General features: G+C 58.9%; 21 protein-coding genes. 10 read left to right on the plus strand and 11 right to left on the minus strand.

What is annotated here, in order from left to right; translation table 11 throughout:
• Positions 1-11: 11 nt before the first annotated feature.
• The 4 genes from NE850_RS12010 to NE850_RS12025 all read left to right on the plus strand — a co-directional run bounded on the left by NE850_RS12010 (position 12) and on the right by NE850_RS12025 (position 7,008).
• Positions 12-3,278 (plus strand): efflux RND transporter permease subunit, encoded by a 3,267-nt coding sequence (locus NE850_RS12010; protein ID WP_165185284.1) that lies wholly within the window; start codon positions 12-14, stop codon positions 3,276-3,278.
• A gap of 10 nt (positions 3,279-3,288) precedes the next feature.
• Positions 3,289-4,839 (plus strand): efflux transporter outer membrane subunit, encoded by a 1,551-nt coding sequence (locus tag NE850_RS12015; protein ID WP_165185282.1) that lies wholly within the window; start codon positions 3,289-3,291, stop codon positions 4,837-4,839.
• Positions 4,840-4,916: 77 nt separating this feature from the next.
• Positions 4,917-5,138, plus strand: a complete 222-nt coding sequence (locus tag NE850_RS12020) for a hypothetical protein (protein WP_165185281.1) — start codon at positions 4,917-4,919, stop codon at positions 5,136-5,138.
• Between the two features lie 706 nt (positions 5,139-5,844).
• Complete coding sequence (locus NE850_RS12025) at positions 5,845-7,008, plus strand: porin (RefSeq protein ID WP_165185279.1); 1,164 nt, start codon at positions 5,845-5,847, stop codon at positions 7,006-7,008.
• 355 nt (positions 7,009-7,363) lie between these two features.
• Here NE850_RS12025 and NE850_RS12030 read toward each other — a convergent pair whose 3' ends face one another.
• From NE850_RS12030 to NE850_RS12065, 8 genes are all read right to left on the minus strand, one after another.
• The gene (locus tag NE850_RS12030; protein WP_405044827.1) at positions 7,364-8,167 is read right to left on the minus strand and encodes a VacJ family lipoprotein; all 804 of its coding nucleotides are present in this window, start codon (positions 8,165-8,167) and stop codon (positions 7,364-7,366) included.
• Between the two features lie 92 nt (positions 8,168-8,259).
• The gene (locus NE850_RS12035) at positions 8,260-8,475 is read right to left on the minus strand and encodes a hypothetical protein (protein WP_165185278.1); all 216 of its coding nucleotides are present in this window, start codon (positions 8,473-8,475) and stop codon (positions 8,260-8,262) included.
• Between the two features lie 137 nt (positions 8,476-8,612).
• Positions 8,613-8,900 carry a hypothetical protein gene (locus NE850_RS12040; protein WP_165185275.1) on the minus strand — a complete coding sequence of 96 codons (288 nt, stop codon included), beginning with the start codon at positions 8,898-8,900 and terminating at the stop codon, positions 8,613-8,615.
• A gap of 192 nt (positions 8,901-9,092) precedes the next feature.
• On the minus strand, positions 9,093-9,512 hold the full coding sequence (locus NE850_RS12045; protein ID WP_165185272.1) for a DUF3331 domain-containing protein: 420 nt from the start codon (positions 9,510-9,512) through the stop codon (positions 9,093-9,095).
• A gap of 648 nt (positions 9,513-10,160) precedes the next feature.
• Positions 10,161-11,066, minus strand: a complete 906-nt coding sequence (locus tag NE850_RS12050; protein ID WP_165185270.1) for a LysR family transcriptional regulator — start codon at positions 11,064-11,066, stop codon at positions 10,161-10,163.
• A 76-nt stretch (positions 11,067-11,142) separates the two neighbouring features.
• A complete protein-coding gene (gene egtD, locus NE850_RS12055) occupies positions 11,143-12,159 on the minus strand; it encodes an L-histidine N(alpha)-methyltransferase (RefSeq protein WP_405044828.1) in 1,017 nt (338 codons plus the stop codon).
• Positions 12,143-13,393 carry an ergothioneine biosynthesis protein EgtB gene (egtB, locus tag NE850_RS12060; protein WP_165185267.1) on the minus strand — a complete coding sequence of 417 codons (1,251 nt, stop codon included), beginning with the start codon at positions 13,391-13,393 and terminating at the stop codon, positions 12,143-12,145. The genes egtD and egtB overlap by 17 nt, the downstream gene beginning before the upstream one ends.
• Positions 13,394-13,493: 100 nt before the next feature.
• Positions 13,494-15,071, minus strand: a complete 1,578-nt coding sequence (locus tag NE850_RS12065) for an MFS transporter (protein ID WP_165185264.1) — start codon at positions 15,069-15,071, stop codon at positions 13,494-13,496.
• A gap of 263 nt (positions 15,072-15,334) precedes the next feature.
• Between NE850_RS12065 and NE850_RS12070 the strand changes: the two genes are divergently transcribed.
• Positions 15,335-16,510 carry an epoxide hydrolase family protein gene (locus NE850_RS12070; RefSeq protein WP_165185261.1) on the plus strand — a complete coding sequence of 392 codons (1,176 nt, stop codon included), beginning with the start codon at positions 15,335-15,337 and terminating at the stop codon, positions 16,508-16,510.
• Positions 16,511-16,600: 90 nt separating this feature from the next.
• Here the strand turns inward: NE850_RS12070 and NE850_RS12075 are convergent, their stop codons facing one another.
• Entirely contained in the window at positions 16,601-16,987 is a 387-nt protein-coding gene (locus NE850_RS12075; RefSeq protein WP_165185257.1) for a DUF427 domain-containing protein, read from the minus strand.
• 273 nt (positions 16,988-17,260) lie between these two features.
• On the opposite strand from NE850_RS12075, the gene NE850_RS12080 reads away from it, so the two are divergent.
• Positions 17,261-18,886 (plus strand): methyl-accepting chemotaxis protein, encoded by a 1,626-nt coding sequence (locus tag NE850_RS12080; RefSeq protein ID WP_232064117.1) that lies wholly within the window; start codon positions 17,261-17,263, stop codon positions 18,884-18,886.
• A 71-nt stretch (positions 18,887-18,957) separates the two neighbouring features.
• On the opposite strand, the gene NE850_RS12085 is transcribed toward NE850_RS12080, so the two are convergent.
• A complete protein-coding gene (locus NE850_RS12085; protein WP_165185254.1) occupies positions 18,958-20,079 on the minus strand; it encodes an alkene reductase in 1,122 nt (373 codons plus the stop codon).
• A gap of 525 nt (positions 20,080-20,604) precedes the next feature.
• Here NE850_RS12085 and NE850_RS12090 point away from each other — a divergent pair.
• From NE850_RS12090 to NE850_RS12105, 4 genes are all read left to right on the plus strand, one after another.
• A complete protein-coding gene (locus NE850_RS12090) occupies positions 20,605-21,270 on the plus strand; it encodes a gamma-glutamylcyclotransferase (RefSeq protein ID WP_165185251.1) in 666 nt (221 codons plus the stop codon).
• Between the two features lie 300 nt (positions 21,271-21,570).
• Positions 21,571-22,632 (plus strand): MFS transporter, encoded by a 1,062-nt coding sequence (locus tag NE850_RS12095; protein ID WP_165185248.1) that lies wholly within the window; start codon positions 21,571-21,573, stop codon positions 22,630-22,632.
• Positions 22,633-22,755: 123 nt separating this feature from the next.
• A complete protein-coding gene (locus NE850_RS12100) occupies positions 22,756-23,394 on the plus strand; it encodes a glutathione S-transferase family protein (protein WP_310698802.1) in 639 nt (212 codons plus the stop codon).
• Positions 23,395-23,550: 156 nt separating this feature from the next.
• Entirely contained in the window at positions 23,551-24,558 is a 1,008-nt protein-coding gene (locus NE850_RS12105) for an LLM class oxidoreductase (RefSeq protein ID WP_232064116.1), read from the plus strand.
• Positions 24,559-24,580: 22 nt separating this feature from the next.
• Here NE850_RS12105 and NE850_RS12110 read toward each other — a convergent pair whose 3' ends face one another.
• Positions 24,581-25,519 (minus strand): LysR family transcriptional regulator, encoded by a 939-nt coding sequence (locus NE850_RS12110; protein WP_165185242.1) that lies wholly within the window; start codon positions 25,517-25,519, stop codon positions 24,581-24,583.
• Positions 25,520-25,575: the final 56 nt, after the last annotated feature.

Consider the following 25,575-nt stretch of genomic DNA (forward strand, 5'->3'; position numbering starts at 1 on the left):
AGAAGGTCACCATGAACATCTCAAAATTTTTCATCGACAGGCCAATCTTTGCGGCCGTTCTGTCGGTGGTGATTGTGCTGGCGGGCTTCATCGCGCTGACAAAATTGCCAACGGCCGAATATCCGGAAGTTGTGCCGCCATCGGTTGTGGTACGCGCACAGTATCCTGGCGCGAATCCGAAGGTCATTGCCGAAACCGTTGCCTCTCCAATCGAAGAGCAGATTAACGGCGTCGAAAACATGCTGTACATGCAGTCGCAGGCTAACAGCGACGGCAACATGACGACGACCGTGACGTTCAAGCTCGGCACTGACCCGGACAAGGCACAGCAACTCGTGCAGAACCGCGTGTCGCAAGCCATGCCTCGTCTTCCGGAGGACGTGCAGCGCCTTGGTGTAAATACCATTAAGTCGTCGCCTACCCTGACGATGGGTGTGAACCTCGTATCGCCCAACGGACGCTACGACCTCACCTATCTGCGCAACTACGCCCTTATTAATGTCAAGGACCGGCTTGCACAGGTCCCCGGCGTCGGCGAAGTCGCGATGTGGGGCGCAGGCGACTACTCCATGCGCGTCTGGCTTGACCCGACGAAGGTGGCCCGTCAGAACCTGACGGCGACCGACGTCGTGAAGGCAATCCGCGAGCAGAATGTTCAGGTCGCGGCGGGCATCGTCGGCGGCGCTCCGATGACGACCAACGTTCCGATGCAACTGAGCGTGAACGCCCAGGGCCGTCTGAAGACCGAAGAAGAGTTCCGCAACATCATCCTGAAGACATCCCCAGACGGCGCGGTGACGCATCTGAGCGATGTGGCACGCGTGGAAATGGGTGCCGCAGAGTATGCACTGCGAGCGAGCCTCGACGGTAAGCCGGGCGTGCAGCTCATCATCTTCCAGCAGCCCAACGCGAACTCGCTTCAGATTTCGACCGATGTTCGCCGAATCACGGCAGAGTTGCAGAAGGACATGCCCGAAGGCGTTGAAGCGAAGATTGTCTATGACCCAACGCAGTTTGTCCGGGAAAGTATCGACGCGGTCGTTCACACTCTGTTTGAGGCTATCGTCCTTGTCGTTATCGTCGTCATCGTCTTCCTGCAGACCTGGCGCGCATCGCTGATTCCGTTGCTGGCAGTGCCCGTGTCGATTGTGGGCACGTTCTCGTTGATGCTGGCATTCGGCTTCACCATCAATGCGTTGTCCCTGTTCGGCATGGTTCTGGCCATCGGGATTGTGGTCGACGATGCGATTGTGGTGGTGGAGAACGTCGAGCGGAACATCGCTGCGGGCCTGACGCCACTTGAGGCTTCGTACGAAGCGATGCGGGAAGTGAGTGGGCCGATTATCGCCATTGCACTGACTCTCGTAGCCGTGTTCGTGCCGCTGGCATTCATGTCGGGCCTGACGGGTCAGTTCTACAAGCAGTTCGCCATGACGATTGCGATTTCGACCGTCATCTCGGCGTTCAACTCGCTCACACTGTCGCCCGCGCTTTCAGCGCTGCTGCTGAAGGACCATCACGCGCCGAAGGACTGGCTCACCCGAATCATGGACCGCATTCTTGGACCGTTCTTCAACGTGTTCAACAAGGTGTTCCATCGTGGCTCGGAAGCGTACGGTAAGGGTGTCGGCGGCATCATCAATCGCAAGGCCGCGATGATGGTCGTCTATGGTGTCCTGCTGGGCGGCACGTTCCTGTTCGGCAAGATTGTGCCCGGCGGCTTTGTGCCGGGTCAGGACAAGGACTATCTCGTTAGCATTCTGCAGTTGCCCCCGGGTGCATCGCTCGACCGGACAGAAAAAGTCGTTCATGAGATGGGCATCATTGCCCGCAAACAGCCTGGTGTCGTGCACTCGCCGGAATTCCCGGGCCTGAACGTTACCGGCCTGATGAATTCGTCGAGCAGCGGCCTGGTGTTCCCGGTCATGAGTCCCTCGAAGGAGCGCAGCAAGGATGAATCGGCAGCGGCGATTGTCGGTAACCTGAACAAGGAATATGCCGGCATCAAGGACGCAATGATTGCGACCTTCCCGCCTCCTCCGGTGTCGGGTCTGGGTACTATCGGCGGCTTCAAGCTGCAGATTGAGGACCGCGGCGCGCTGGGTTATGAAGCGCTGAACAAGGCAGTGCAGGCATTCCTCGCTGCAGCAGCAAAAGCGCCTGAACTCGGCCCCTCGTTCTCGAGCTACCAGATTAACGTTCCGCAGCTGAACGTCGAGCTGGACCGCGAGAAGGCCAAGCAATTGGGCGTCTCGGTGACTGACGTGTTCGACACGATGCAGATTTACCTGGGCTCGCTGTACGTGAACGACTTTAACAAGTTCGGTCGCGTCTACCAGGTGCGTGCACAGGCTGATGCTCCGTTCCGCACGTCGGCTGAAAGCATTCTGCAGCTCAAGACCCGCAATGCGGCAGGCGAGATGGTGCCCCTGTCGTCGCTCATTAAGGTGACGCCGACGTTCGGCCCGGAGACGGTGATTCGGTACAACGGCTTCCTCGCAGCAGACATCAACGGTGGCCCCGCGCCGGGATATTCGTCTGGCCAGGCTATGGCGGCGGTTGAACGCATCGCAGCTCAAACCCTGCCGCGCGGCATCAAGTTCGAATGGACAGACTTGACCTACCAGCAGATTCTGACCGGCAACGCCGCGTTCTGGGTGTTCCCTATCAGCGTGCTACTTGTGTTCCTCGTGCTGGCTGCCATGTACGAAAGCCTGACGTTGCCGCTCGCCATTCTGCTGATTGTGCCGATGAGCATTCTGTCCGCGCTCTTCGGGGTGTGGCTCACGCGTGGCGACAACAACATCTTCACGCAAATTGGTCTGATGGTGCTGGTGGGGCTGTCGGCGAAGAACGCGATTCTGATTGTGGAGTTCGCACGCGAGTTGGAAATCCAGGGCCGCACGATTGTTCAGGCCGCGATTGAAGCCTGCCGTCTGCGTCTGCGCCCGATTCTGATGACGTCTATCGCGTTCATCATGGGTGTGATTCCGCTGGTCGTGTCCACGGGTGCCGGCTCCGAAATGCGTCGTGCAATGGGTATCGCAGTGTTCTTCGGGATGTTGGGAGTGACGCTCTTCGGCCTCATTCTCACACCTGTGTTCTATGTGATTCTCCGCAAACTCTCGGGCGGTAAACAGCTTACGGACAAGCACGGCAACCATCCGCACATCCACGGTCCGGACGACAACGATGGCGGGCATGGCGGCAGCGGCGGCTCAACTGGTCCGTCTGCCAAACCGGGCGCGAAGGCTCCCGAACCGGCATTCCAGGAGTAAGGAGACCATCATGAAAGGGATTTTTTCAATGAAGACGGGTTTCACCGGCTCGTTCCTGCTGGGCGCCCTGCTGGTTCTGGCCGGCTGCTCGCTGGCACCGAAGTACGACGTGCCGTCCACACCGACTACTGCGACTTTCAAAGAGGCACCGCAGCAGCCGTTGTCACCGGAAGAAGCTGGCACGTGGAAGACAGCGCAACCGTCGGAAGACGTCGCCCGCGGCGAATGGTGGAAAGTGTTCGAGGACGCGAAGCTGAACGACCTCGAACAGCAGGCCCTGGATGCGAACCAGAACCTGAAATCCGCAGCAGCCCGCGTGAAAGAAGCGCGGGCGATGAATCAGGCTGCGCGCGCTGGGCTCTTCCCGTCGCTCGACGCCGGGTTTGGTCCGACGAGGCAGCGGGTCTCAGCCGCGTCGCTCTTCGAGTCGGATGGCACGAATGTGCCTCAGCAGACGTTCTGGCGCGCTCAGGCCAGCGCTTCGTACGAAGTGGACCTGTTCGGTCGAGTCGCGTCGACAGTTGACGCGGCCCGTGCCGACACGCAGCGCAGTGAGGCGCTCTTCCGCTCAGTGACGCTTGCCCTGCAGGCGGACGTCGCGCAGAACTACTTTGCGCTGCGTGAGCTCGACGCCGAGTCCGAGGTGTTCAGGAACGCGGTTGACCTCAGACAGCAGGCCCTGAAGCTGGTACAGCGCCGCTATACGGAAGGCGAAATCACTGAACTCGACCTCTCGCGGGCTAAGGCGGAACTGGCCACTGCGCAGTCGGATGCAATGACCGTGCAGCGTCTTCGAGCCGCCTCTGAGCATAGCCTCGCCGTGTTGCTCGGCAAGGCACCGGCCGAGTTCTCGATGGCGGCGGACCCGATTCGCCCGGTCAACCTGCGCGTGCCGCCGGGCCTGCCATCTTCGCTGCTCGAGCGTCGACCGGACATTGCCGCTGCAGAGCGTTCGATGGCCGCGGCGAACTCGCGCATCGGTATCGCGAAGGCGGCGTTCTTCCCCTCACTCACCATCACTGGTACGGGTGGCTTCGAATCGGCTACGATTGGCGACCTCTTCAAATGGAGCAGCCGCGCATTCCTGCTCGGTCCACTTGCCGGTACGGCGCTAAATATTCCGATTTTTGACGGTGGACGCCGCAAGGGAAACCTTGCGAATGCGCGCGCCGTCTACGAGGAGGACGTCGCCAACTACCGGCAGCAGGTACTCGTAGCGTTCCGTGAAGTCGAAGACAACCTGTCGGACATGCGCATCCTGGAAGACCAGACGAAAACGCAGAACGAAGCAGTCAAGGCATCGCAACGTGCAGCGGACCTCTCGCGGTCGCAGTACACCGAGGGCGCGGTGAACTATCTGGACGTCATCGATGCGGAGCGTACCGTTCTGCAGGCTCGCCGCTCAGCGGTGCAGCTGCAGGGTGTGCAGGCGGCGTCCACTGTCAACCTGATTCGCGCGCTTGGTGGCGGATGGGGCGACGTTGTGCCGCAACCTGGTCAGCCGGCCATGGGACAGGTAGCGCCCACAGCTCCGGTGCAAACAGCAGTCGCACAGAAGTAACGGAGCAGTTGTGAGTTGAGCATTACGCAGGCCCATCCAGAGCATCGGATGGGCCTGCCGCTTTCTGGAGTGACATCATGAAATCCGCCATGTCGAACACGATTCTCGGAACACCGATTAACCGGCTGCATCGGGCTATCGGCCGACGGATACGCTCGATTAACGTCCTCTATCCCGCGAAAATGCTGCGCATCGCCATCGTCGCGTCGGTTCTCTATTTCGGTGTCGCTGTGCTCGCGATAGGGATGGCAATCCTTCTGGCCATAGCGGACGCCGTTCGGTGTGTATTGCTTTTCTAAAGAACACGGGAAGGTCGGTGCGGCGATTGCGACTAGTCAACGACTGGTAACTGGAGGGACGCGCCATATGCAGCGAGCGGACAGAGCCAACGTCTCAAGAGAAGCGGACTGAGGCGGGGGCCGCCTTGTGAGCGGAACCCCGGGCCCGGGTGACAACTTGCGGGAAGCACCTAGGCTGGCCGCATCTTATCTCGGGCAGAACCACGTTGTAAGGTCCCGTTGCACGAATACTGTGTTCGCCCACAACGAATAGAACATACGGAAAGCACGTTCACACTCGCGTCGATTCCCCTGCAAATTGCGGAGTTTCCTAGATTGAAAATTGGACAGGCGGTAACGACGCGGAGGGAGGAGAATCGGGACTTCGCGTGAAGAGCGCGAAGTCCCTGGCCCAGGGCAACAACAACTGCGAGGAGATAGGGTTGAGTGAAGCGTACATCGCCGAGCTTCTATCCGGAAGACCTGGCTTACGAATAGTCTTTTCGCTCATTCCGAACAGCGCCTGACAGGTGGAAGGTGAGTTCAATGAATACAGGCATTTAACGCTCTCCTGATTCCAGCTTCTACTTTATCAACCGGCACAAACGCTCATTTTTGCGTAGCGCACCTGATACACCCTTCACTTTGCCAATTATCGCCATCGTTCTGACACGTTATCTTTACGGTCGCATTACCGACGTAAGTAAAACATCTGGAGAACGAAGATATGAAGCAGTACGTATTGACCCCTATCGCAATTGCGCTCGCTGGCTTCACGGTGGCAGCCAACGCGCAATCCAGCGTCACGCTTTACGGCATCGTCGACGCAGGCATCGGCTATGTGCACAACGCTGATGGCAACAAGAAACAGGTGGGGATGATTAACGGCAACATGAACGGCAACCGCTGGGGTATCAAGGGTTCCGAGGACCTGGGCAGTGGACTGAAGGCGGTTTTTCAGTTGGAAAGTGGTTTTGACCCGGGCACCGGCAAACTGAACCAGGGTGGTCGTGAGTTCGGTCGTCAGGCCTTCGTGGGACTGACCAGCGACAAGTACGGTACTGTCACACTCGGCCGTCAGTACGACCCGCTTGTCGACATGGTGCAGGGCATCACGGGCGACAACTTCTTCGGCGGCATCTTCGCGACGCCGGGCGACGTCGACAACTACGACAACAGCCTGCGTACGTCCAACGCAGTGAAGTACGTTTCGCCCACCTATGCAGGGTTCCAGCTCGAAGGCCTCTACGGCTTCAGCAATGGCGCGGGCACGACAGGCCAGGGGCAGACGTGGAGCGGCGCAGCAACGTACAACAACGGTCCCGTATCGCTTGCCGCAGGCTACTTCTACGCGAATAATCCAACTGCAAATCGTACGACAGGCTGGAACAGCCCGTCTTCCGACTCGCTCTTCAACAGTCCCGTCAATAACGGCTACTCGACAGCACACTCCATCGGCATCGCGCGGGTTGCAGGTCAGTACGTCTTCGGCTCCGCGACGGTCGGCCTCTCGTACAGCAACGCGCGTTACAGCCCGGACGGCAAGTCCGGCTTCAGCGAGACCGAGAAGTACAATATCGGCAACGTCTTCGCAGCGTACCAGCTCACGCCCGCATTGCTCGTGGGTGCAGGCTACACGTACATGAAGGCGAGCGGCGACACGTCAGCGAGCTATCACCAGGCTTCGTTGGGTGCCGACTATGCGCTGTCCAAGCGCACGGACTTCTACGCGATGGCCGCCTATCAACACGCGAGCGGCACGCAGTCGGTGTACGACGCGGCAACTGGCACGCGCACGACGCAAGCCGCCCAGGCATCCATTGGTTCGTACGGCTACGCCGGCACCAGCCATCAGGAAATCGCAATCGTGGGTATCCGCCACAAGTTCTAAGCTCCGAGGTCGGGCCAGCTTTCTTCTGGCCCGACCAGAAGAAAATAAAAAAAGCGCGAGGACTGCCGTCTTCGCGCTTTTTTCCTGCCACATCGAATCAGGACTGGAACTCGTAAGTTATACCGCACTCGGCACACGAGACCACCATTGTTGAGGCTACAAGGCCTCCTCTGTGACCCGCCGCGCCATCCCTGACGAACTCGAACATCGTTCTTGCGTCCTCGTCGCCGAGCACGGAAACGTCCGTCGACCCGCAGATTTCGCATTCGACCTGTAGTGCGATGTCAAAGCCGGACATGACAACGTGCCCCCCGTTGCGGGTTATTGCGCCGTCCATAAGTCCAACCCCTCATCTCTACTTCGAAGCAGGCATGGCTCCGCCATCGGGCTGCGCCTGAGCTGCTAAATCGCCGGTGCTCTCGGCGGGCTCTTCGTATGAAGGCAGAGCGTTACCGTCGTTCAACAGGTATGCACGTCGCTGCATGTATCCGTCACGCACAAAGCTGTACTTATCGAGAGCCGCCTGTTCAAGAAGGTCAGTCGCACCCAGCATATCGGCGCGCGCACTTACGACGTTCAGCCCAAAGAGAGGTGCACCCGCCTCAACCGGAAGATAGGCCGTAGGAGTGAGCGCACTCGCAACAACCCAGCCGCTTGCGTCGCGCGCGGAGCTCGGTCCAAACAGTGGCAGTACAAGATAAGGGCCCGCGGGTACGCCATAATGCCCAAGCGTAAGCCCGAAATCCTCATGATGCTTCGGCAGACCCGCAGCCGACGCCCAGTCGAGCAGGCCGCCAAGACCGAACGTTGAGTTAAACGTGAAGCGCATCAGGTCTTCGGTTGCTGCGGTGACCTTAAATTGCAGCAGGTTATTAGCGAAATTGCCAATGTCACCGAGGTTCGAAAAGAAATTGCTGACGGCATTGCGCAAGGGCTGTGGTATCACTTTCGTATAACCGGTCGCCACAGGCTTGGCGACATGCTGGTCAAGGCTCTCATTGAATGAGAAGACCGCCCTGTTCATGGGCTCAAGCGGGTCCGACGCCTTCCGGTCGGGCCCCGTTGCGCAAGCAGTCAGCCCCGTTACCGCGGCGACGCCCATAAGGACACCTGCGACACGCGTGTTCCACAACTTCTTCATCTTTGCTGCTTCCTTCAATAATTCTCGGTCGTCTATCGCCGACGACCAGCAGCGAACAGGTGGACAGTGCTTCTTCCCCGGGTCACCGCCGCCAAATCAAGGTACAAGGTTCAGGAGTTACTGCTCTCTTTCGCGACCGATACCGACGTCGGCGCGACATCTTGCGCAGGCGCTAGCGGCCCCTGCTGTTCCGGCGGCAGTTGCGAGTGCTGCACTTCTTCTGATTGCTGCAGGTGCTCGACCTGCGTCTTAGACAGGTGGTCCAGCAGACTCGGACCACCTACGAGGCTTACCAGAAAGCTCACTACGATTGCTGCGATAGCCATTTTGTCTCCGTGACGGACTACAGTTACCTCCGCCATGTCGAAAATGCGCTCCAGCTATCGCAGGACCAAAAACGTTCGAAAAATGGGAGGTGAGGTTTCGTCGCGCAGATGCTCCCGCGCGCACAACGTCACGCTGTTTAGTGATGGCTGTGAATCGACGGCGCAGCCGTTGCTACACCTGCTTGCGAGACTATGTCGGCCGTGCCACCCACATCCGACGTAGCATCAGCTACCACCGCACGGCTAGCCTGCTCGCGCTTTTCCTTCCGTAGCTCGAGCAGGTCTTTGTGTGACGGTGTATTCGGTCCGAATTGCGGCGGGTAAGTGCCTGCGCGACCAATGCCTCCGCCGCCCTCCGCGAGAGCGGCGCTCGCGGCGCCGGCCAGAATCAGCGCGAGCGAAACGCGCAGAAGTCGTGAACCCATTTGAATCTCCAGTTTGATGAGTGAAAGCATTGGTCATGGCAAGACCCCTTCATTTGGCTGCTGGAGGCATCCCGCCGCCAGGCAAATCAAGATTAGCCAGACTGTCGCTTCAGATAAAGATTGGTTTTCCGAATTGATTTCTTGTCGTTACCGAACAATCACCGGATTGCCCGATTTACGCTTTATACCAACTTACTCGGACTCGTCTTCTTCAAGAAGTGGCGCAAGTCTGTCGACGACCGATTGAAGAATCATTGCGTGCGCGTTCAGAGGAATCGGTCTTACCTGCGGCTTGAATACCAGGTCGCCCCGTCGAATAACTTTGCCGCTGATGACGCAGACACCGGACAGGCGTGATATTGCGGCTCGCCAGGTCTGGTAACCATACCTGCAGCTCGGCTCATTCCAGGTTACGGTCGCCGACGTCGGCCCCGTGCGCTCAACAATGTTCACAACAAGTTCTGGCGACGGCGTATAAATCGTCCGCGCGCCAAGTACGACTTGCGTTGCGGAAAACCGGCGGGTTGTATCCTGTTGTCCGCCCTTTGAAAAAACCCTGAGCTCGCCAAGCAGGTGGCCCCACGGGTCCCTCTGGTTCTCGAGAAAACGCATTGTCTGCTCCTGAAACAAGCCGCTACCCTTGCGTTCTCTCTTGTGCGCGCTGCAACACCTGATAGCGTCATCTGCGCAAAGCAACCGCATGCCAGTAGAAAAGCTTCATTGATGGCGCCTGTCGTCCAGCGGGCACGCTGTCTAACTTCGCGCCTTTTTTGCAACTCGACCGATGCTTGCAATTCTGAGACCTTTCAGACTTCAGATAAAGCTCGTCGGAGTGGTTAGTGTGTAGCCTGAGAAGCGACAGTCGGAATTAGCCGCCGTGCAAGGTAAAGCCGCGGATATAGATTGCTCTGAATCGGCGAAAATATAATTTTTCCACGGCGTAATCTGTAGTGTTAATAGGATTAACAGCGCGGAACAATGCTGCTCCATTGTTGCTCCACTTCACTGGAGCAACTGAAAGCGAGGGAGTATCAGGAGTCGGCGTCAGGAATTCGGGAAGTCGCATCCGGTCGCACCACTTCGACTGGAATGCGTCACAGATTTGCCGCGTGCAGCTGCGGGCCTCGCGTCACGCGAGTCTGCCGCGCGGGCACTGATGAAATCAGCTGCACGGACGCATCCTTCAAACCGCCAGGGCTACCACGAACCAGGTCGGGCCTGCCCGGCATCACAGCCGGGCATCCAACGCACGCCTGTTTGTTATTCTTTCTGCAGAGTCTCGGCAAGGTGATTAACCACCGCTCGGGTCTTGGCGGCCATCTTCTGCCCAAGAGAGATGATGGCATGCACGGGTGGCCCGTTGACATCTGCCTCGGGCAGCAGGTGTACAAGCCGTCCTGCTCGTACGTGAGGCAGCGCCACGCGGTCGTGAATCTGCGCAATGCCAAAACCCGCCACCGCCGCCTCGACAAGCGCCTGCCCATCCGCAAGTACGAGCACAGGGTGCGGCACGATTTCCCTCACGGTATCGTTTTCTCGCGCAGTCCACGGCCGTAGTCGACCGGTCGGGCCACGGAAAACTATAGCGTCGTGGTCTGTCAGCTCCGCAAGCATCTTTACTCCACCCCGGCGCGCGAGATACTCAGGCGATGCGTACAGCCCTAGCTTCAGGTCGCAGAGCTTGCGCACGGTAAATTCGCTGTCGTCCGGCAACGCGCCAATGCGAACAACAACGTCCCAGCCCTCCCCGACCGGGTCAGACATCCGGTCAGTCAGGGCCATCTCCACCGTGAGCTTGGGATACTTTTCCCGAAGCTGGATGAAGCTCGGCAGCAACAGTCGTCCAAAGCCTGCTGGCAGGTCAATCTTGACCCGCCCAGCGGGCTCAGCGCGCCTCGAGGCGAGCTGCTGCTCCGCTTCTCGAAGACCATCGAGAGCCTCCTGCGCAGCAAGGAGATACGTCTCGCCGTCCTCGGTCAGCCGGACCGCGCGGGTCGTGCGCTGAAAGAGCTGCGAGCCGAGTCGGGCCTCAAGGCGCTGGACCGCCTTACCCACATTGGACTTGCTGCTACCGATTTCTTCGGCTGCGCGTGTGAAGCTGCCGGTTTGGGCAACCGCCACAAACACCGCTATCTCGTTTATGGGTGCATCTACCCGCTCGCTCATCTCTTAGCCCCGTTACGCAAGGTGGGAAAATCAGACTGTATCAGGCGCCTGCAGCCTGCGAGTAGCCGCTGTGCAGTCACCGCGGCACAGGCGTGGCGCTCGGGCTCTCCAGCCAGTGAATGCTAAACAGACCCGCATCGTCCGTCCAGACCGGACCGGGCCTGAATCCGGCGGCGGCCGCAATCTCCCTGAAACCCTCCACCGTGAACTTGTGAGAGTTCTCGGTGTGGATGGTGTCGCCTTCCTCGAAGCGGAAGTTGTAGCCCGCAACGCGGACGGTCTGTCGGCGCAGGCTCACCAGATGCATCTCGACGCGCTGCATAGGTTCGTTATAGAACGCTTGATGCATGAAGCCGTCCGGGTCAAAATCTGCTTGTAGCTCCGCATTCGCCCGCACAAGCAGATTGAGGTTGAACGCTGCCGTTACGCCTTCACTATCGTTGTAGGCCTGATGCAAGGTCTGTGCATCCTTCACAAGGTCAACGCCAACCAGCAACCCCCCGCCCGCCAGCATCTTCTGAGCTCGGCGCAGGAAAGCCGTGGTCTCGTTCGGCGTGAAATTTCCGATGGTCGAGCCCGAGAAAAAACCTACCTTGCGCCCACCCATCTCCTCGATATCTACGAGCTGTTCGGGCTTCATATAGTCGCCTGCAATGGGCAGAACCTCGAGACACGGGTATGCGCTACGCAAGCTCTGGGCGGAATCCTCCAGATGTTCTGCGGAGATGTCCACAGGGATAAAGCGGTCCGGGGCCCTATCCGGCGGGAAGGCATCGAGCAGCACACGGATTTTCTCAAGCGAGCCCGCACCGAACTCGATAATGTTCGCATGGGCACCCATCTGCTCGGCAATTTGCGATGCGTTCGAATGCAGGATGTCGAGCTCAGTCCGGGTCGGATAGTATTCCGGCAGTTCGCAAATCCGGTCGAAGAGGGCTGAGCCGGTGGCGTCGTAAAAAAACTTCGGCGCAATACTGCGGGGCGACCTCGACAGTCCCGCGAGTAGGTTCCGGCCAAAATCGCTTTCCCGGATAGCCAGAAGCAGCTCACGCTCACCTTCCTGCAGCGCTTTAATTTCAGATGTCCCTGACAAGACGCACCCCCGAGAATTGCCAGCGCGTCGCCGGCGGGAAGAAGTTGCGGTAAGTTGGTCGCGTATGCCCCTTCGGCGTGGCAATGCTGCCGCCGCGGAGAACCTGCTGCCCAACCATGAATTTGCCGTTGTATTCAGCCGCAACCCCAGGCAACGGCCGAAACCCGGGATATGGGTCATAGGAGGACCGGGTCCATTGCCAGACATGACCGGTCATGTGCTGGATACCCGGGGCATGAAACGCTGCTTCCCACTCGAATTCGGTCGGTAGCCGCGCGCCCGACCACTCTGCGTACGCAGCGGCTTCGTAGAAACTGATGTGGCAAACCGCTGCAGTTGACACTAGCGGGTGCCGCCCCTGCAAACCAAACTCTTCCCACACACGGAGACAGCAAGGCGCGCCCGCCGGCTCCGCTGTTGCAATCCAGTAAGCAGGCGCCTTCAACCCTTCGCGCTGGACCATCGCCCAGCCGTCCGACAGCCAGAACTCGGGGCGCTCATACCCTCCGTCGGCTACAAAGTCGGCGAATTCGCCATTGCTCACGAGGTGGTCTGCTATTTCGTACGGGCGCAGCAATACCTTGTGCCGTGGACTCTCGTTGTCGAACGCGAAGGCCTGGCCGCCGAAACCGATGTCAAGTACGCCGCCAGCTTGACGAAGCCACTGGACAGGCCGAATTTCCCCTGGAATATCTTCGTCTGCGTGTACCGCGGGCACGCTCGCGTAAGCGGGCCGCATTGGATTGCACGAGAATGCGTGCAGGATGTCGGTAAGAAGAAGCTCCTGGTGCTGCTGCTCGTGATTTAATCCCAACACGATAATGGGCTCGAGTTGCGAGAGCGTCCCAACGTCCGCCGTGGCTATCAACCGAAGCATTGCCTCGTCCACGTGGTGGCGATAGCGATGCACGTCCTCTACCGACGGCCGGGACAACAGACCTCGCATCGGCCGCGCGTGACGCGGACCAAGCGCCTCATAATACGAGTTGAAAAGGTACTGGTACTTCTCATTGAACGGCACGTATCCTGCGACATGCTTCATGAGCACAACCGTCTCGAAGAACCAGGTAGTGTGCGCCAGATGCCATTTTGTTGGACTTGCGTCCGGCATGGACTGGATGCATTGGTCCTCCGCTGTCAGCGGACGTGCCAACTCAATGCTGCGGCCGCGCACTTCCCGATAACTTCTTTGCAGTTTCGAGATAAAGAAACTCGTTGCGTCCCTGTCAGCCATCACTTCGCCTGTCCAGACCAGTTCACCCTGATTAGCCTCAACTGATATGCCACGGGGCTACCGCATCCGGGCAGCCCCCTGCAGCGCAGCAACTCAAACCTTATGCGCTCACCGCCTCTTTGACGTCATTCTTCTCGTCGGACTGCGCGCCTGGTTCGTCATCCTGTGCAGGCGTCTTGCTCAGGAAAGCGAAGGTGGCCAATGCCGACAGCAGTGTAATAACAATCAGCACGTGCAGCAGGCTTGTGAAAGCATCCGCATAGCTCGTCGACAATGCATGCCGGGTTACTTCCGGCAGGGTCGACGCGGCATGCACCATGTCACCGGCGGTCACTCGCTGGGCGGCCTCGGCAACCCGAGCGGAGATGTCGCCACCATTGTCAGGAATGACACGGGAAAGACTGGTATGCGCCAGCGCCCCAAGAACTGCAGTCGCGATTGCGAGAGCGATACCTTCACCTGCAACGCGGGTTGTGCTGAAGATGCCCGAAGCCATCCCTGCGCGCTCTTTCGGCACCACGCTGACCGACAGGCCGTCCATCAAACCCCACGGCATGCCTGCACCAATGCCAATCACCAGCATCGGCATGATGAGCTCAGCCTTCGGTCCGCTAAAGTCGACAAGGCTCAACCAGTAGAGACCGGCGGCAGCAATCAGGAAACCGATACCCGAGAGCACGCCAGCAGACATCCAGCGCGTGAATGAAGCGACCAGCATCGGCACGACGAGCATGGGTGCGGAGAGCGCAATCATCAGCATGCCGGCATCGATTTCGCTCAGACCTTCGGCGCCGATAAAGCGCAGCGGCAGCATCACGATAAGCACGATGTAGCAATAGCAAGTGCCGACCGGCAGAATCTGCACGCCGACAAAGCGCGGGTACCTAAACAGGCTCAGTTCGAGCATCGGACGCTTGACGCGCGTTTCAACGAGAATGAACGCAGCGAGAAAGAAAGCGGACGCCGCGAGAAGCGTGACGACGAGCGGACTACCCCAACCACTTTCCGGCGCCTGAATCACACCGAACGTAAAAAGAGCAAGGGTTGCCGTGAAGGTCACGGTACCCGGATAGTCGAGACCCGTTGCGCCCGGGTCGCGCGTCTCGCGCATACGCGGCACGCCGAAGATGAATGCGACGACGCCGATGGCGGCGATGACCTGAAAAATCGAGCGCCAGCCGAAGTGTTCGATGAGGACACCGGCCATCAGCGGGCCAAAGGCAAGACCGATGCCGAAGCTCGTGCCAAGCATGCTGAATGCCCGCGTACGGGCATGCCCGTCGAACTCCTGGGCAAGCGATGCGCCGCCGCTAGAGAGCGACGCCGCAGCCGCGATACCCTGTACGCCACGCAAAATATCGAGCCATAGCACCGACGGCGCGAAGCTCATGGCGAACGAAGTGATGATGAAACCGCCCAGCCCGAGAACAAACAGGCGCTTGCGGCCGAACTGGTCAGCCAGTGCGCCGGCAGCCATCAGCAGACTGCCGAAGCTCAGCATGAACGCATTAGTCACCCAGGTCAGCATGGCGGGGCTGCCGCCCAGGTCCCGTCCGATTGCTGGCGTAGCGACAGCGCCTCCTGAAAAGGCAAGTGGCAAAACTAGCGCGGACAGACAGACGGCTGCAAGAATTAGCAGCTTGTTACTGTCTTGTCCCTGCGACATTGAGGTATTCATCGGCGGACCTTTGAGATGATGGGTTGCGAAGCGGAGCGACGCACTCATACGCAATGAGCCCGTCAAACGGCGTCATTCTGCAGAACACCGCTGCGAAGATAAACACCGCAGCGGTGGTTAGAGCGTCTCCCCTGAAGCGACAATCGTTTCCCCGAACTGTCGCCCACGAAGCGACACTGCGTCTCCACGAGACGGCTTTTTCAAAATCATCCGATTGCCTACGATGACGTCACTTTCACGACTCTCACCAGGCAGGTACAAAGATGAACATCACCCCGTTTCACATTGACATCCCGCAGGCCGAACTCGATGACCTGAAGAAACGTCTGGACGCCACCCGTTTTCCTGAGCGCGAGACCGTGGACGACCATTCCCAAGGCGCGCAGCTGGACCCGGTTCAGAAGCTCGTCGAATACTGGCGCACCCAGTACGACTGGCGCCGCGTCGAAGCTCGCATCAACAGCTATCCCCAGTTCAAGACCGAAGTCGACGGCATTGGCATCCACTTTCTGCACATCCGCTCGAAGCACGAAAATGCGCTGCCGGTTGTCCTGACTCACGGCTGGCCGGGTTCCATCATCGAATTCCTCGACGTCATTGACCTGCTCGTCGACCCGACCGCGCACGGCGGCAAAGCTGAAGACGCATTCCACGTCGTGCTGCCGTCGATTCCCGGTTACGGCTTTAGCGACAAGCCGACGGCAAAGGGATGGGAGCGCAATCGCATCGGCCGCGCCTGGGACACCATCATGAAAGGCCTGGGCTACAACGAATACGTTGCACAAGGCGGCGATTGGGGCAGTGTCATCACCACCGAGATGGGCCGCATCAAGCTTGAGGGGCTACGCGCTATTCACGTCAACTTGCCATTCGTTGCCCCGGCCCAGTTCCCGGAAGTACCGACAGCGGAAGAGCAGATTGCAATCGACCAATGCCTGCGGTTCGCGAATGACGGCTCGTACTATCACCACCTCCAGACGACTCGACCCCAAACCATTGGCTATTCGCTGGCCGATTCGCCCGTCGGCCTCGCTGCATGGATTTACGAGAAGCTCGGCGCGTGGAGCGATAGCAAGGGCATCCCGGAAGACGTGTTCTCCTACGACCAGATGCTCGACAACATCACGTTGTACTGGCTGACGAACAGCGGCGCCTCTTCGGCACGTATGTACGCCGAGCATCCGGGTCTGACCTTCGCCGCGGTGCCGGTCGACATTCCGGTCGCTGTCAGCGTGTTCCCGGGCGAAATCTATACTCCGCCGAAGGAATGGGCCGAGCGTACGTTCAGCAACATGTTCTACTGGAACCGCACGTCCAAGGGCGGCCACTTTGCCGCGTTTGAACAACCGGAAATCTTCGCGGCAGAAGTCCGGGCAGCATTCGCCAAGGTGCGCGAATCGGAAACTGAGGGCCACATCCTGGCTCCTACGCCGAACTGATTCACCGGGTGTCTGTCCGGCAGTTGTCAGCTAGCGCTAAAGCACAAATGGCACCTGGAAGTCTCAGGTGCCATTTTTTTCGAGGAGCTATCAGTCCTCAAGAATCTGAATAGAATCCACTCGGTCCGGGTAGAACGCGAGACACCCATCAATCTGCGCCACAGCCGGGTAGGTCCCCACATACGACCATACGGCGTTTATCCCGCGCTCACCAATACCTTTTATGGTGAAGTACGTCGCTTCGCCTTTATATGGGCAATAGCTCTTGTGCTCCGTGGGTTCCAGCAGCGTCATGTCCACATCGTCGCGTGGAATGTATTGAACAGGCGGGTATTTCGCTTCGGTGAACGTCACTGCGCGCCGTGTATTCGCGACGATTCGTCCTCCGCTTTTCACAAGCACGTGGACCCCGGTCATTGCCAGGCTGATGCGATGGGTGGCGTCGGGCAGCTTGATGGCCCTTTCCGCTTGTTGCATGAAAACTCCTTTTCCTGTGCGCGCTGCTCCTGAAATGACAGGAACGGCAAAGTTCGACTGATGCCCATCCTACGTACTATTGCCGACTTCGAAAACGCACCATGAGCGAATAATCATGTCGCCAGATTTGAACAAAGCCGCGGAACTTCGCCTTGAGGCGACCCTTCACTGGACGCGATTTTCACGCCTCTTTTCACCGCAAACTGATAGTCGAATCCAATTATTCGAACCAGGAAAACAACTGCGGTATCAAGCGCGAAATGTCTAAAATGCATGCGTAAAGTATTCGTAAGGGCAGCCGATAAAAAGGGTTTCAATTACGCGCTTTACGCCAAAGACTTCAGCATGAACCTCAGAGATATTCCGCTACGCCGTGGGCTCGTGACACTACTCGTCCTCTTTGGGCTTCTGGTACTGGCGACCGGTCTGGTTGCGATGAAGGCGCTCGAACGAACCATCGCCGTCTCACAATCTATTCGCACGCTTGATATAGCCACCATCGACCTCAAGGACACTTACCTGAACAACCTGAAGGCACGTAGTGCACTCGCGCGGGCCTACATCGCCCAGAGCGAAAACGTATCAGCCAGACAGGGAGCTATCTCAGCCGCAACAGGCTTTTACGCGACCGCTCATAAGTCGTTTGATGCGTTCGTCGGCGTTACCAAGGGCAGCGAGGAGGAGCGCGCCGCGGCGGCCGTTGTCGAGAAGACGTTTCGAGCCCATGCTGCGGTATTCGACAAGCTCTTTGAAATTGTGAAGGCTGGCGACATGCAGCTCTATGCCAGTGTGAACGAGGGGCCCATGACGGCGACCAGTGTCGCGTTCGGTAAGGCATCCGACGAATTCTTCAAGGTTCAGGCAACCGCATCAAAGGTTCTCGAGCAGGAGCGCGACCGAAACACGGTCCGGATGTTCGCCATTACCGGCGTTGTCGTTGCCTGCGCAGTCATCCTGATTGCCTTGTCATACTGGGCACTCAACCGTGTGCTCGTTCGGCCATTGCGCGAAGCAGTCCTTGCCGTAGGCGAAGTGGCTCGCGGCAATCTCGTGACGCAACTTCCCCCTCCATCCCGCAGCGAGATTGGCACACTGGCTGAAGCACTGCAATTGATGCAGGTGAACCTCACCGCCATCGTTCAAAACGTACGCGGCGGCTCCGACTCGATGGTCACCGGGGTCCGCGAGCTCTCCGCGGGCAACACCGACCTTTCGGCGCGCACTGAAGAGCAGGCAGCGGCGCTCGAGGAAACCGCTTCGAGCATGGAGCAGTTGACTGCCACTGTGCGACAGAACACCGAGAGCGCCCAGCAGGCAAGCCGGCTGGCCACTATGGCTTCCGGAACCGCGCGCGATGGCGGCATTGCTGTCCAGCAGGTCATCGACACCATGCAGAGCATCGCGCGGAGTTCCGAGGAAATTAAAGACATCATCAGCGTCATTGAAGGCATTGCTTTCCAGACTAATATCCTTGCTCTGAATGCTGCCGTGGAGGCCGCGCGCGCCGGTGAGGACGGACGGGGTTTCGCAGTCGTCGCCGGCGAGGTCCGCAGCCTCGCCCAGCGCAGTGCCACGGCCGCCAAAGAAATCAAGCAACTGATTGAAGATTCGACCTCTCGCATTGCAGTCGGTAGTGCTCAGGTCGACCGCACCGGCAAAACGATGACGGATGTTGTTCAGTCGGTACAGCAGGTGACCGACCTGATGGCCGAAATCGCGGCTGCATCGGGGGAGCAGACCGCCGGTATCGAGCAGGTCAGCAAGGCCATTTCGCAGATGGACGAGGTGACGCAGCAGAACGCAGCACTTGTCGAGCAGGCGGCGGCTGCCGCCCAGTCCCTGGAGAGCCAGGCACAGACGCTCGCGGGAGCGGTATCCGCATTCAAGGTTGGGAGCTGAGGGAGCGGCTGCGGCCACCCTCCCCCGAGCAGTTTCCCGGGAGGGTGGCCGGCTTGGCTCAGTGGCGCGCCTTATTCAGGGGAGACGAGTGCGCTATCGAGCGTCGGGTAATCCGTATATCCCGCTTCGCCGCCACCGAAGAACGTAGCTGCGTCGGGAGTGTTCAGTGGGCCACCCGGGCGAAACCGCTCGACGAGGTCCGGATTGGCGAGAAAGGGCCGCCCAAATGCAATCGCGTCAGCCTGCCCTTTCTCGAGTCGCTCCTCCGCCGTCTCAGGCGTGTAGTTGCCCGCGACGATAATCTTACCGCCGTATATCGCCCTTAACTCGGCGCGAAAATCATCCGAAAGCGCCTCACCGCCCACCCAGTCCGGCTCGGCGATGTGGATGTAGGCGATGCCCAATCGCTCCAAGTGCGTGGCAAGGTGGAGCGTGGAGGCCTGCGCCTCGGAATCGCTCATCCCAAATGCGACAACGTTGGGTGACACCCGTACGCCCACCCTGTCAGCGCCAAAAACGCCCGCTACCGCTTCGACGACCTCAACGACGAACCGGGCACGCTTTTCTACACTGCCGCCGTATGCGTCCGTCCGTAGGTTCGTCCCGGTCGCAAGGAACTGATGCAATAGATATCCATTTGCGGCGTGTACCTCGACCATATCGAATCCCGCACGCCTCGCTCGCTTCGCCGCCTCCACATACTGTCGCAGAATGACAGGCAGCTCGGCCGCGTCGAGAGCGCGCGGTTCATCGGCCGGGACCATTCCGAACGAACCATCTCCATGTTTCACAAACACCGCTGTGTTCTCTGCGCGAATCGCCGAAGGAGCAACAGGGACCTGCATATTCTCCTGCACGAGGCGATGCGATACTCTGCCGACGTGCCAGAGCTGCAGAGACATCTTGCCGCCCTTTGCGTGGACAGTCTTGACTACCTCTGCCCACCCCGCTTCCTGCTCATCGGTGTAAATGTCCGCGGTTGCAAAATAACCCTGCCCTTGCCTCGAAATCTGAGTGCCCTCGGTCACGATAAGGCCCGCGCCGGCACGTTGCTCGTAGTACCGAACATTCATCGCCCCTGGCACGTCGCCGGGTTGTGCGGCCCGGTTGCGCGTAAGAGGCGCCATAACCACGCGGTTCTCCGGCGCAACGCTACCAATCGTCACGGGTGACAGAAGTTTATTCAGAGACATACATATTCCTATTGCTCGCCAGCTGAAGGACCTTAGGCGCACATCGCACCTTTGACGCCAGCCATACAGAGAACACTCTGACGAGGTCTATCCCGAAATTGCTCAATCAAATGAGTGCGATAAAGCTGCATCCGGCGAAAATATATGTCGGTCATCCTGAACAATTCCTGTCTACTTCTGTCCTGCACGCTTTCGCCGAACAACCGCCGCTGTCTTCATTCAAGCAGTTTTCGGAACCACCGAAAGATGAGCGGTGTTTTTTCAGTTTCTCTTAGCATCCTTTATTCGAGTTCATCGCGTCGAGCGCATTGTCGCTCCTGCGCGGACGCTGCGTCTCCTTAACGTGGGTTTATCTGAAGCGCGTAGCAGGCCATACTCGCAAATCACAATCTCAGACAAGTCCCTGAGAACAACATATGGATTCACCGGACCGAGCGTCGCCCGAGTTGACGCGAGTGTGTCAGCCACCCGCGAGTGCATTCTCACCTGTAAGCGCTGCTGTTCCGGCCCAATGAGACTAATGCCATGTTGAACCGAACTGCCATCAGCTCTGGAGCGTATCTCGAAAGCTTTGACTCGCTGCCGAAAGATATTCTCTGGACGCAAGCCCAGATTGACCAATCGCTCGCGGAGACCATGTCGCGCCGCCCGGAGCGGGGAGAACTTTGGGTCTTTGCGTACGGTTCGCTGATGTGGAATCCCATTTCCGAGTATGACAGTCGCGTTATAGCGACACTCGATGATTGGCACCGCAGTTTCTGTATTCGCCTGGTCGCTGGCCGCGGTAGCCCCGAGAAGCCAGGAAGGATGCTTTCGCTCGAGCCAGGCGGCACAACCGAAGGTGTGGCTCTGCGTATGCCCGAAGCAACCCTGGATGAAGAACTGCGCATTCTCTGGATTCGCGAGATGGTCACTGGGGCCTACACTCCGACCTGGGCGCCAATCAGGTTCAGAACGGACGGAGAAGTAATGGCCCTCGTGTTTGTGGCCAACTCGCAGCAGGCTCAATTCGAACCCGACGCCCGGCCGGCAGCGATAGCTCCACTCATGGCAGCTGCATCCGGGTCGTTCGGTACGAATGCAGAGTACGTGTTCAAACTGCAACGCGCGCTTGCCGACTGCCAGATGCGAGACTCGTACATAGACGAGCTAGCGGCCGAACTCCAGCAACTCAGCCAAAACTCTGTGTAATCAATTGTGCCGTGCTTGTTTGTCAGACAGCGGCGAAATCTCAATTCGCCGGCGACGGCTTTTTCTCACTCGCCGCGCGAGCTACATTTTTCGCAGGAGATATTGGTAAGTTAATTGTCTGAGTCTATGCCACGTCTCCAGCTCCTAGCGGTCCACTTTTTCCACGCCAGGCCGATAGCGCAAGACCACACGACAAGGGACCCGTCTGTACGGTCGATTCGATTGCCCCAGCGCGACTGGGGGGCGCGGATGTACTGAAAAGGTCGCTGTGCCGCGCCGTGCGACTAGAAGGAAGTTTCGATGGGTGCTCTCATTCTGGCAGCAAGTCTCGTGATGCCGTTGGCGACCATATTTTCGCCGGCGGCCAAAAGAACACGGCTGCTTACGGCTGTTCTGTTCTGCCTCGCGGTTTGCAGTTGCCTTTGTGCAATCAACCCCGCATTTGGCACGGTCTTTGGCTTGCCAAGTTTCTCTCTCTCGCTTCACCCAGCTCTTCTTCATCCCGTACTTCTGGCAGGCGCCGTTTCCAGCGGTGGGGTCAATGACGGAGCAGTTGGTTTGCCATGGCAAGGAACCTCTTCGGCGAGAAGCGCATTATTTGGTCTTGTACTCGGACTGCCGATGGCGACCTGGCTCTCGACGAAGTTTCCTCAACCAGTCTCGTTCGTTGCCGCTGCCTACCTCACGGCAGCCATCGGCATATGGATGATGCTCCGACATCGCCGCAGAAGCCCGGGTCATGCGGCAGTAACCAAGCTGGCGTCCCCTGTCCGGCTTACGGGTGTCATATGGGTCTCCCTCGCGGCGATAGCTCTGCAGTACGCCGCGATGTTCTCCGTCTTCAGCAACTCCTTGCACCTTCTCACCGACCAGCCAGCAATCGACTTTCCGTTCGCCAGTCTGCTGATGGTCCTGTTCGGTGTTGGTGGCATCGCGGGTGCTCTCCTCGCCGGGGGATTTCTGCGCAAGCAGCCGGCTCTTACCGCCCTTATTCATCCCATCGCTCTGGCATCTGTCTATGTGCTGCTATACCTGTTCGCTCACGGCCCTGACGCGTTGACTGCTGTAGCCGTCTTGAGCTGGGGTGCAACGCATTCAGGCGGCATGCTTGTCACACAGTCGACGTTGCGTTCACTTGCTCCAGAAACACCCGATGTCACGACAGCACTGCACGTCTGCGCCGGCTCCGTGGGCGTGCTTGCAGGCGTGGCTGTCGCGGCCGTGTTTGCGTCTGCACTTGGCTCGACGGGCTTCCTGCTTTGCGGTGTCGGGCTCGCCATCTGCTCGCTGGCCGCCGTCGCTACGCAGCTCTCGCGGATGGACCTGGATGCCCCGATTGTCGCTCGCGATTCTACAGACTGACTCTCAAACCGCTGTTTATCGAAGGCCTGATTTTGACCATACTTCATCCCAACGGTGCACCACGGCGCACCACCTGAAACCCGGTCCAAGCCGGTCAATCATCTACGTAGGACGACGCTCAAAATGAAACTCTACATCGCCCAGGCTACCTGCTCCCTCGCCGCACAGGCCATCGCTAACGAAATCGGCCTGACGCCGGAACTGGTCCACTTCGACGTGTTCGGCAAGTCGACCACCGACGGCACGACGTTCTCTGATGTCAACTCGCTTCTCTACGTGCCGGCGCTGCTGCTGGACGGCGAAAAGGAAGCGTTGACCGAAACCATCACCATCACGTCCTATCTCGCCGACCAGCATCCGGAAACGAACCTGATTCCGAAGCACGGTACGATTGAGCGCGCTCGTACGGACCAGTTGCTGACCTTCATCGCTACCGAAATCGCGCAGAAGCACATCCCCCTGATGCGCAAGCTGATGACCCCGGAAGGCATCGAATTCCATACGAACAAGTTGCTCACGGCATACGGCGTGCTCGACAAGCAACTGTCCGACGGTCGTTCGTACCTGACGGGCGAACAGTTCACGGTTGCTGACGCTTACGTGTGGGCAACGCTGTGGCACGAGCGTTCGGGCGTCAACCTGGACCACCTCAAGAACCTGGCTGCCTTCATCGCCCGTATCGAAGCCCGCCCGTCTGCCCAGAAGGCCCTGAAGGACGAAGCTGAACTCGTCGCGCTGCACAAGGAACAACTGGCTGCGTAACGTCTTTCGGGCGGCGTTAGCCGCTCGGTCCTGACCAATGAACTCCTCGCTCTACGGCGAGGAGTTTGTTTTTTTGTCGGTTGGCGCATCTCGCATCTGCCGCGCCGCGAAACAAACCAGCGTTGTCCTCCTTGATTCGATACCAGTCGAACAGCCATGAACGAGAACATCATGAGTAATGCATCCGGCCCTGGCACCTCGTTACCAGTCGAGCTCGCAACGCACCGGGGATTTTCCCGCGTATTTCAACCGGGCAAACTGACGTTCGGCTTTATCGCTCCACTCGAAGGGTATCCTGACTCGCCAGGTCCTTCGCTTGCAGACCACGCGGCAATGGCTCAAAAGGCGGACCGAATGGGTATGGCTGCGCTGTGGCTACGTGACGTTCCCTTCTATGACCCGAACTTTGGCGACGTCGGGCAGATACTCGACCCTATGGTGTACGCGGGCTGGCTCGCCGCAGTCACCCGAGATATTGCAATCGGAACCGCAGGTATCGTTGCGCCGCTGCGGCATCCTCTGCTTGTCGCGAAGCAGGCAGCCACCGTCGACCAGCTTCTAGGCGGGCGCTTCCTGCTCGGACTCGCCGGCGGTGACCGTCCGACGGAGTTTCCGGCGTTTGGTCTGCCATACGTAAATCGTGCTGAGCGCTATCGCGAAGCACGCGGCATCATCAGGGCGGTCACGGAGGATACGTATCCGGTAATCGAGTCCGAACATTATGGGAACCTGCGAGGACAACTCGACATGGTGCCTCGTCCGCTTGGCCCAAAGCTACCAACGATTGCCATCGGGCGCGGCGGTCAGTCCGTCGAATGGATTGCGGAGCATATGGATGCGTGGATTTGGGCGGGCTTTGACGCGCGGACCATGACAGACGTCATTCCGCGCTGGCGCGCCGCTTGTGCTGGGATGAACTTCAAGCCGTACGGCTACGGCACACTTTTCGATTTGCACGAGGACCCGGATGCGCCGGTCCAGCCAGGACGGGTCTTACGGGCCGGGCGCAATACGCTTATTGAGTTCTGGAAGATGCAGGAGGAGGCGGGCATAGCGCACGTCGGATTGCACATGAAGCCCACGCGGCGGCCTGCGAGTGACATTCTTGACGAACTCGCCGAGTTCGTTCTGCCGCACTTCCCTGCCCACAAGCGAGAGGTGTGAACCTGACCGCGAAGTTGGACCGTCAGCTTTCGAGCTCAACAAGCTCTTTCTGGATGAGTGGGTTCGAAGACGACTCCTGTTCAAACGCTTCAACCAGAAAGTCTACAAAGGACCGGACGCTTGGCGCGAGATTGCGCCGACTCGCGTAGGCGACACTCAACCCGTCAGTCGGCATACAAGCGTCCGTCGGCACCTGTACAAGACGGCCATCGGTCAGGTCGTGCTGGACGATATATCGCGGCAGCAGTGCGGCGCCCATGCTTTCCAATGCCATGTTTCGCAGCACTTCTGCATTGTTCACCTGCAGGCGCGATGCACCCACTGCGTGTTCGTTGACCCACCGATGAGCGACGCCTGCTGCCGCGCCGGCTGAAACGTCCTCGAGATACAGCAGATTCAGGCGGTCAAGATTGAGCGCCGCTTCCTGCATCCCGTACGGCACCAGATAGTCCGGGGTTGCAACCAGGCACAAGTCCCACTGTACAAGTCGCCGCCTGACTACAGAACTGTGATGAGGATAGTCGTCCGCAGCAATGACAACATCAAAGCGCTGCTCGACAAGGTCAATGGCCCCGCTGGTCAACGCTATCTGGAGCGTGACGGCTGGATAGCGGAGCCCGTATTCCTTCAGAATCCTCGCCAGACAATGAGCTCCAAGCGACCCTTGCACTGCAATTCTCAGTGTTCCGGACGGTGCATTGCTCGCTGCCAGCAGCGCTCCCTCAACTTCGTCGATGTCCGCGACAATCCCCCGCACCTTCTCCAGTAGGATGCGCCCGGCCTCGGTCAGAGTCACGCTGCGCGTTGTGCGCTGAAGCAAACGCGCATCAAGGCGTTCCTCGATTGAAGAGATGTTCCTCGTGACTACTGCCGTAGAAACGTCGAACTGCTCAGCCGCGCCCACAAAGCTGCTCACTTCAGCGACCTTCACGAACATTCGGAGTGACTGTAGATAATCCATTTGCGTCGATTCTTAAGGTCTCGCCAAGAGAATTGCAGCGCTATTGCGCCACGAGA

This window comes from Paraburkholderia sp. USG1 (assembly GCF_031570135.1).
GTDB classification, from domain to species: domain Bacteria; phylum Pseudomonadota; class Gammaproteobacteria; order Burkholderiales; family Burkholderiaceae; genus Paraburkholderia; species Paraburkholderia dioscoreae.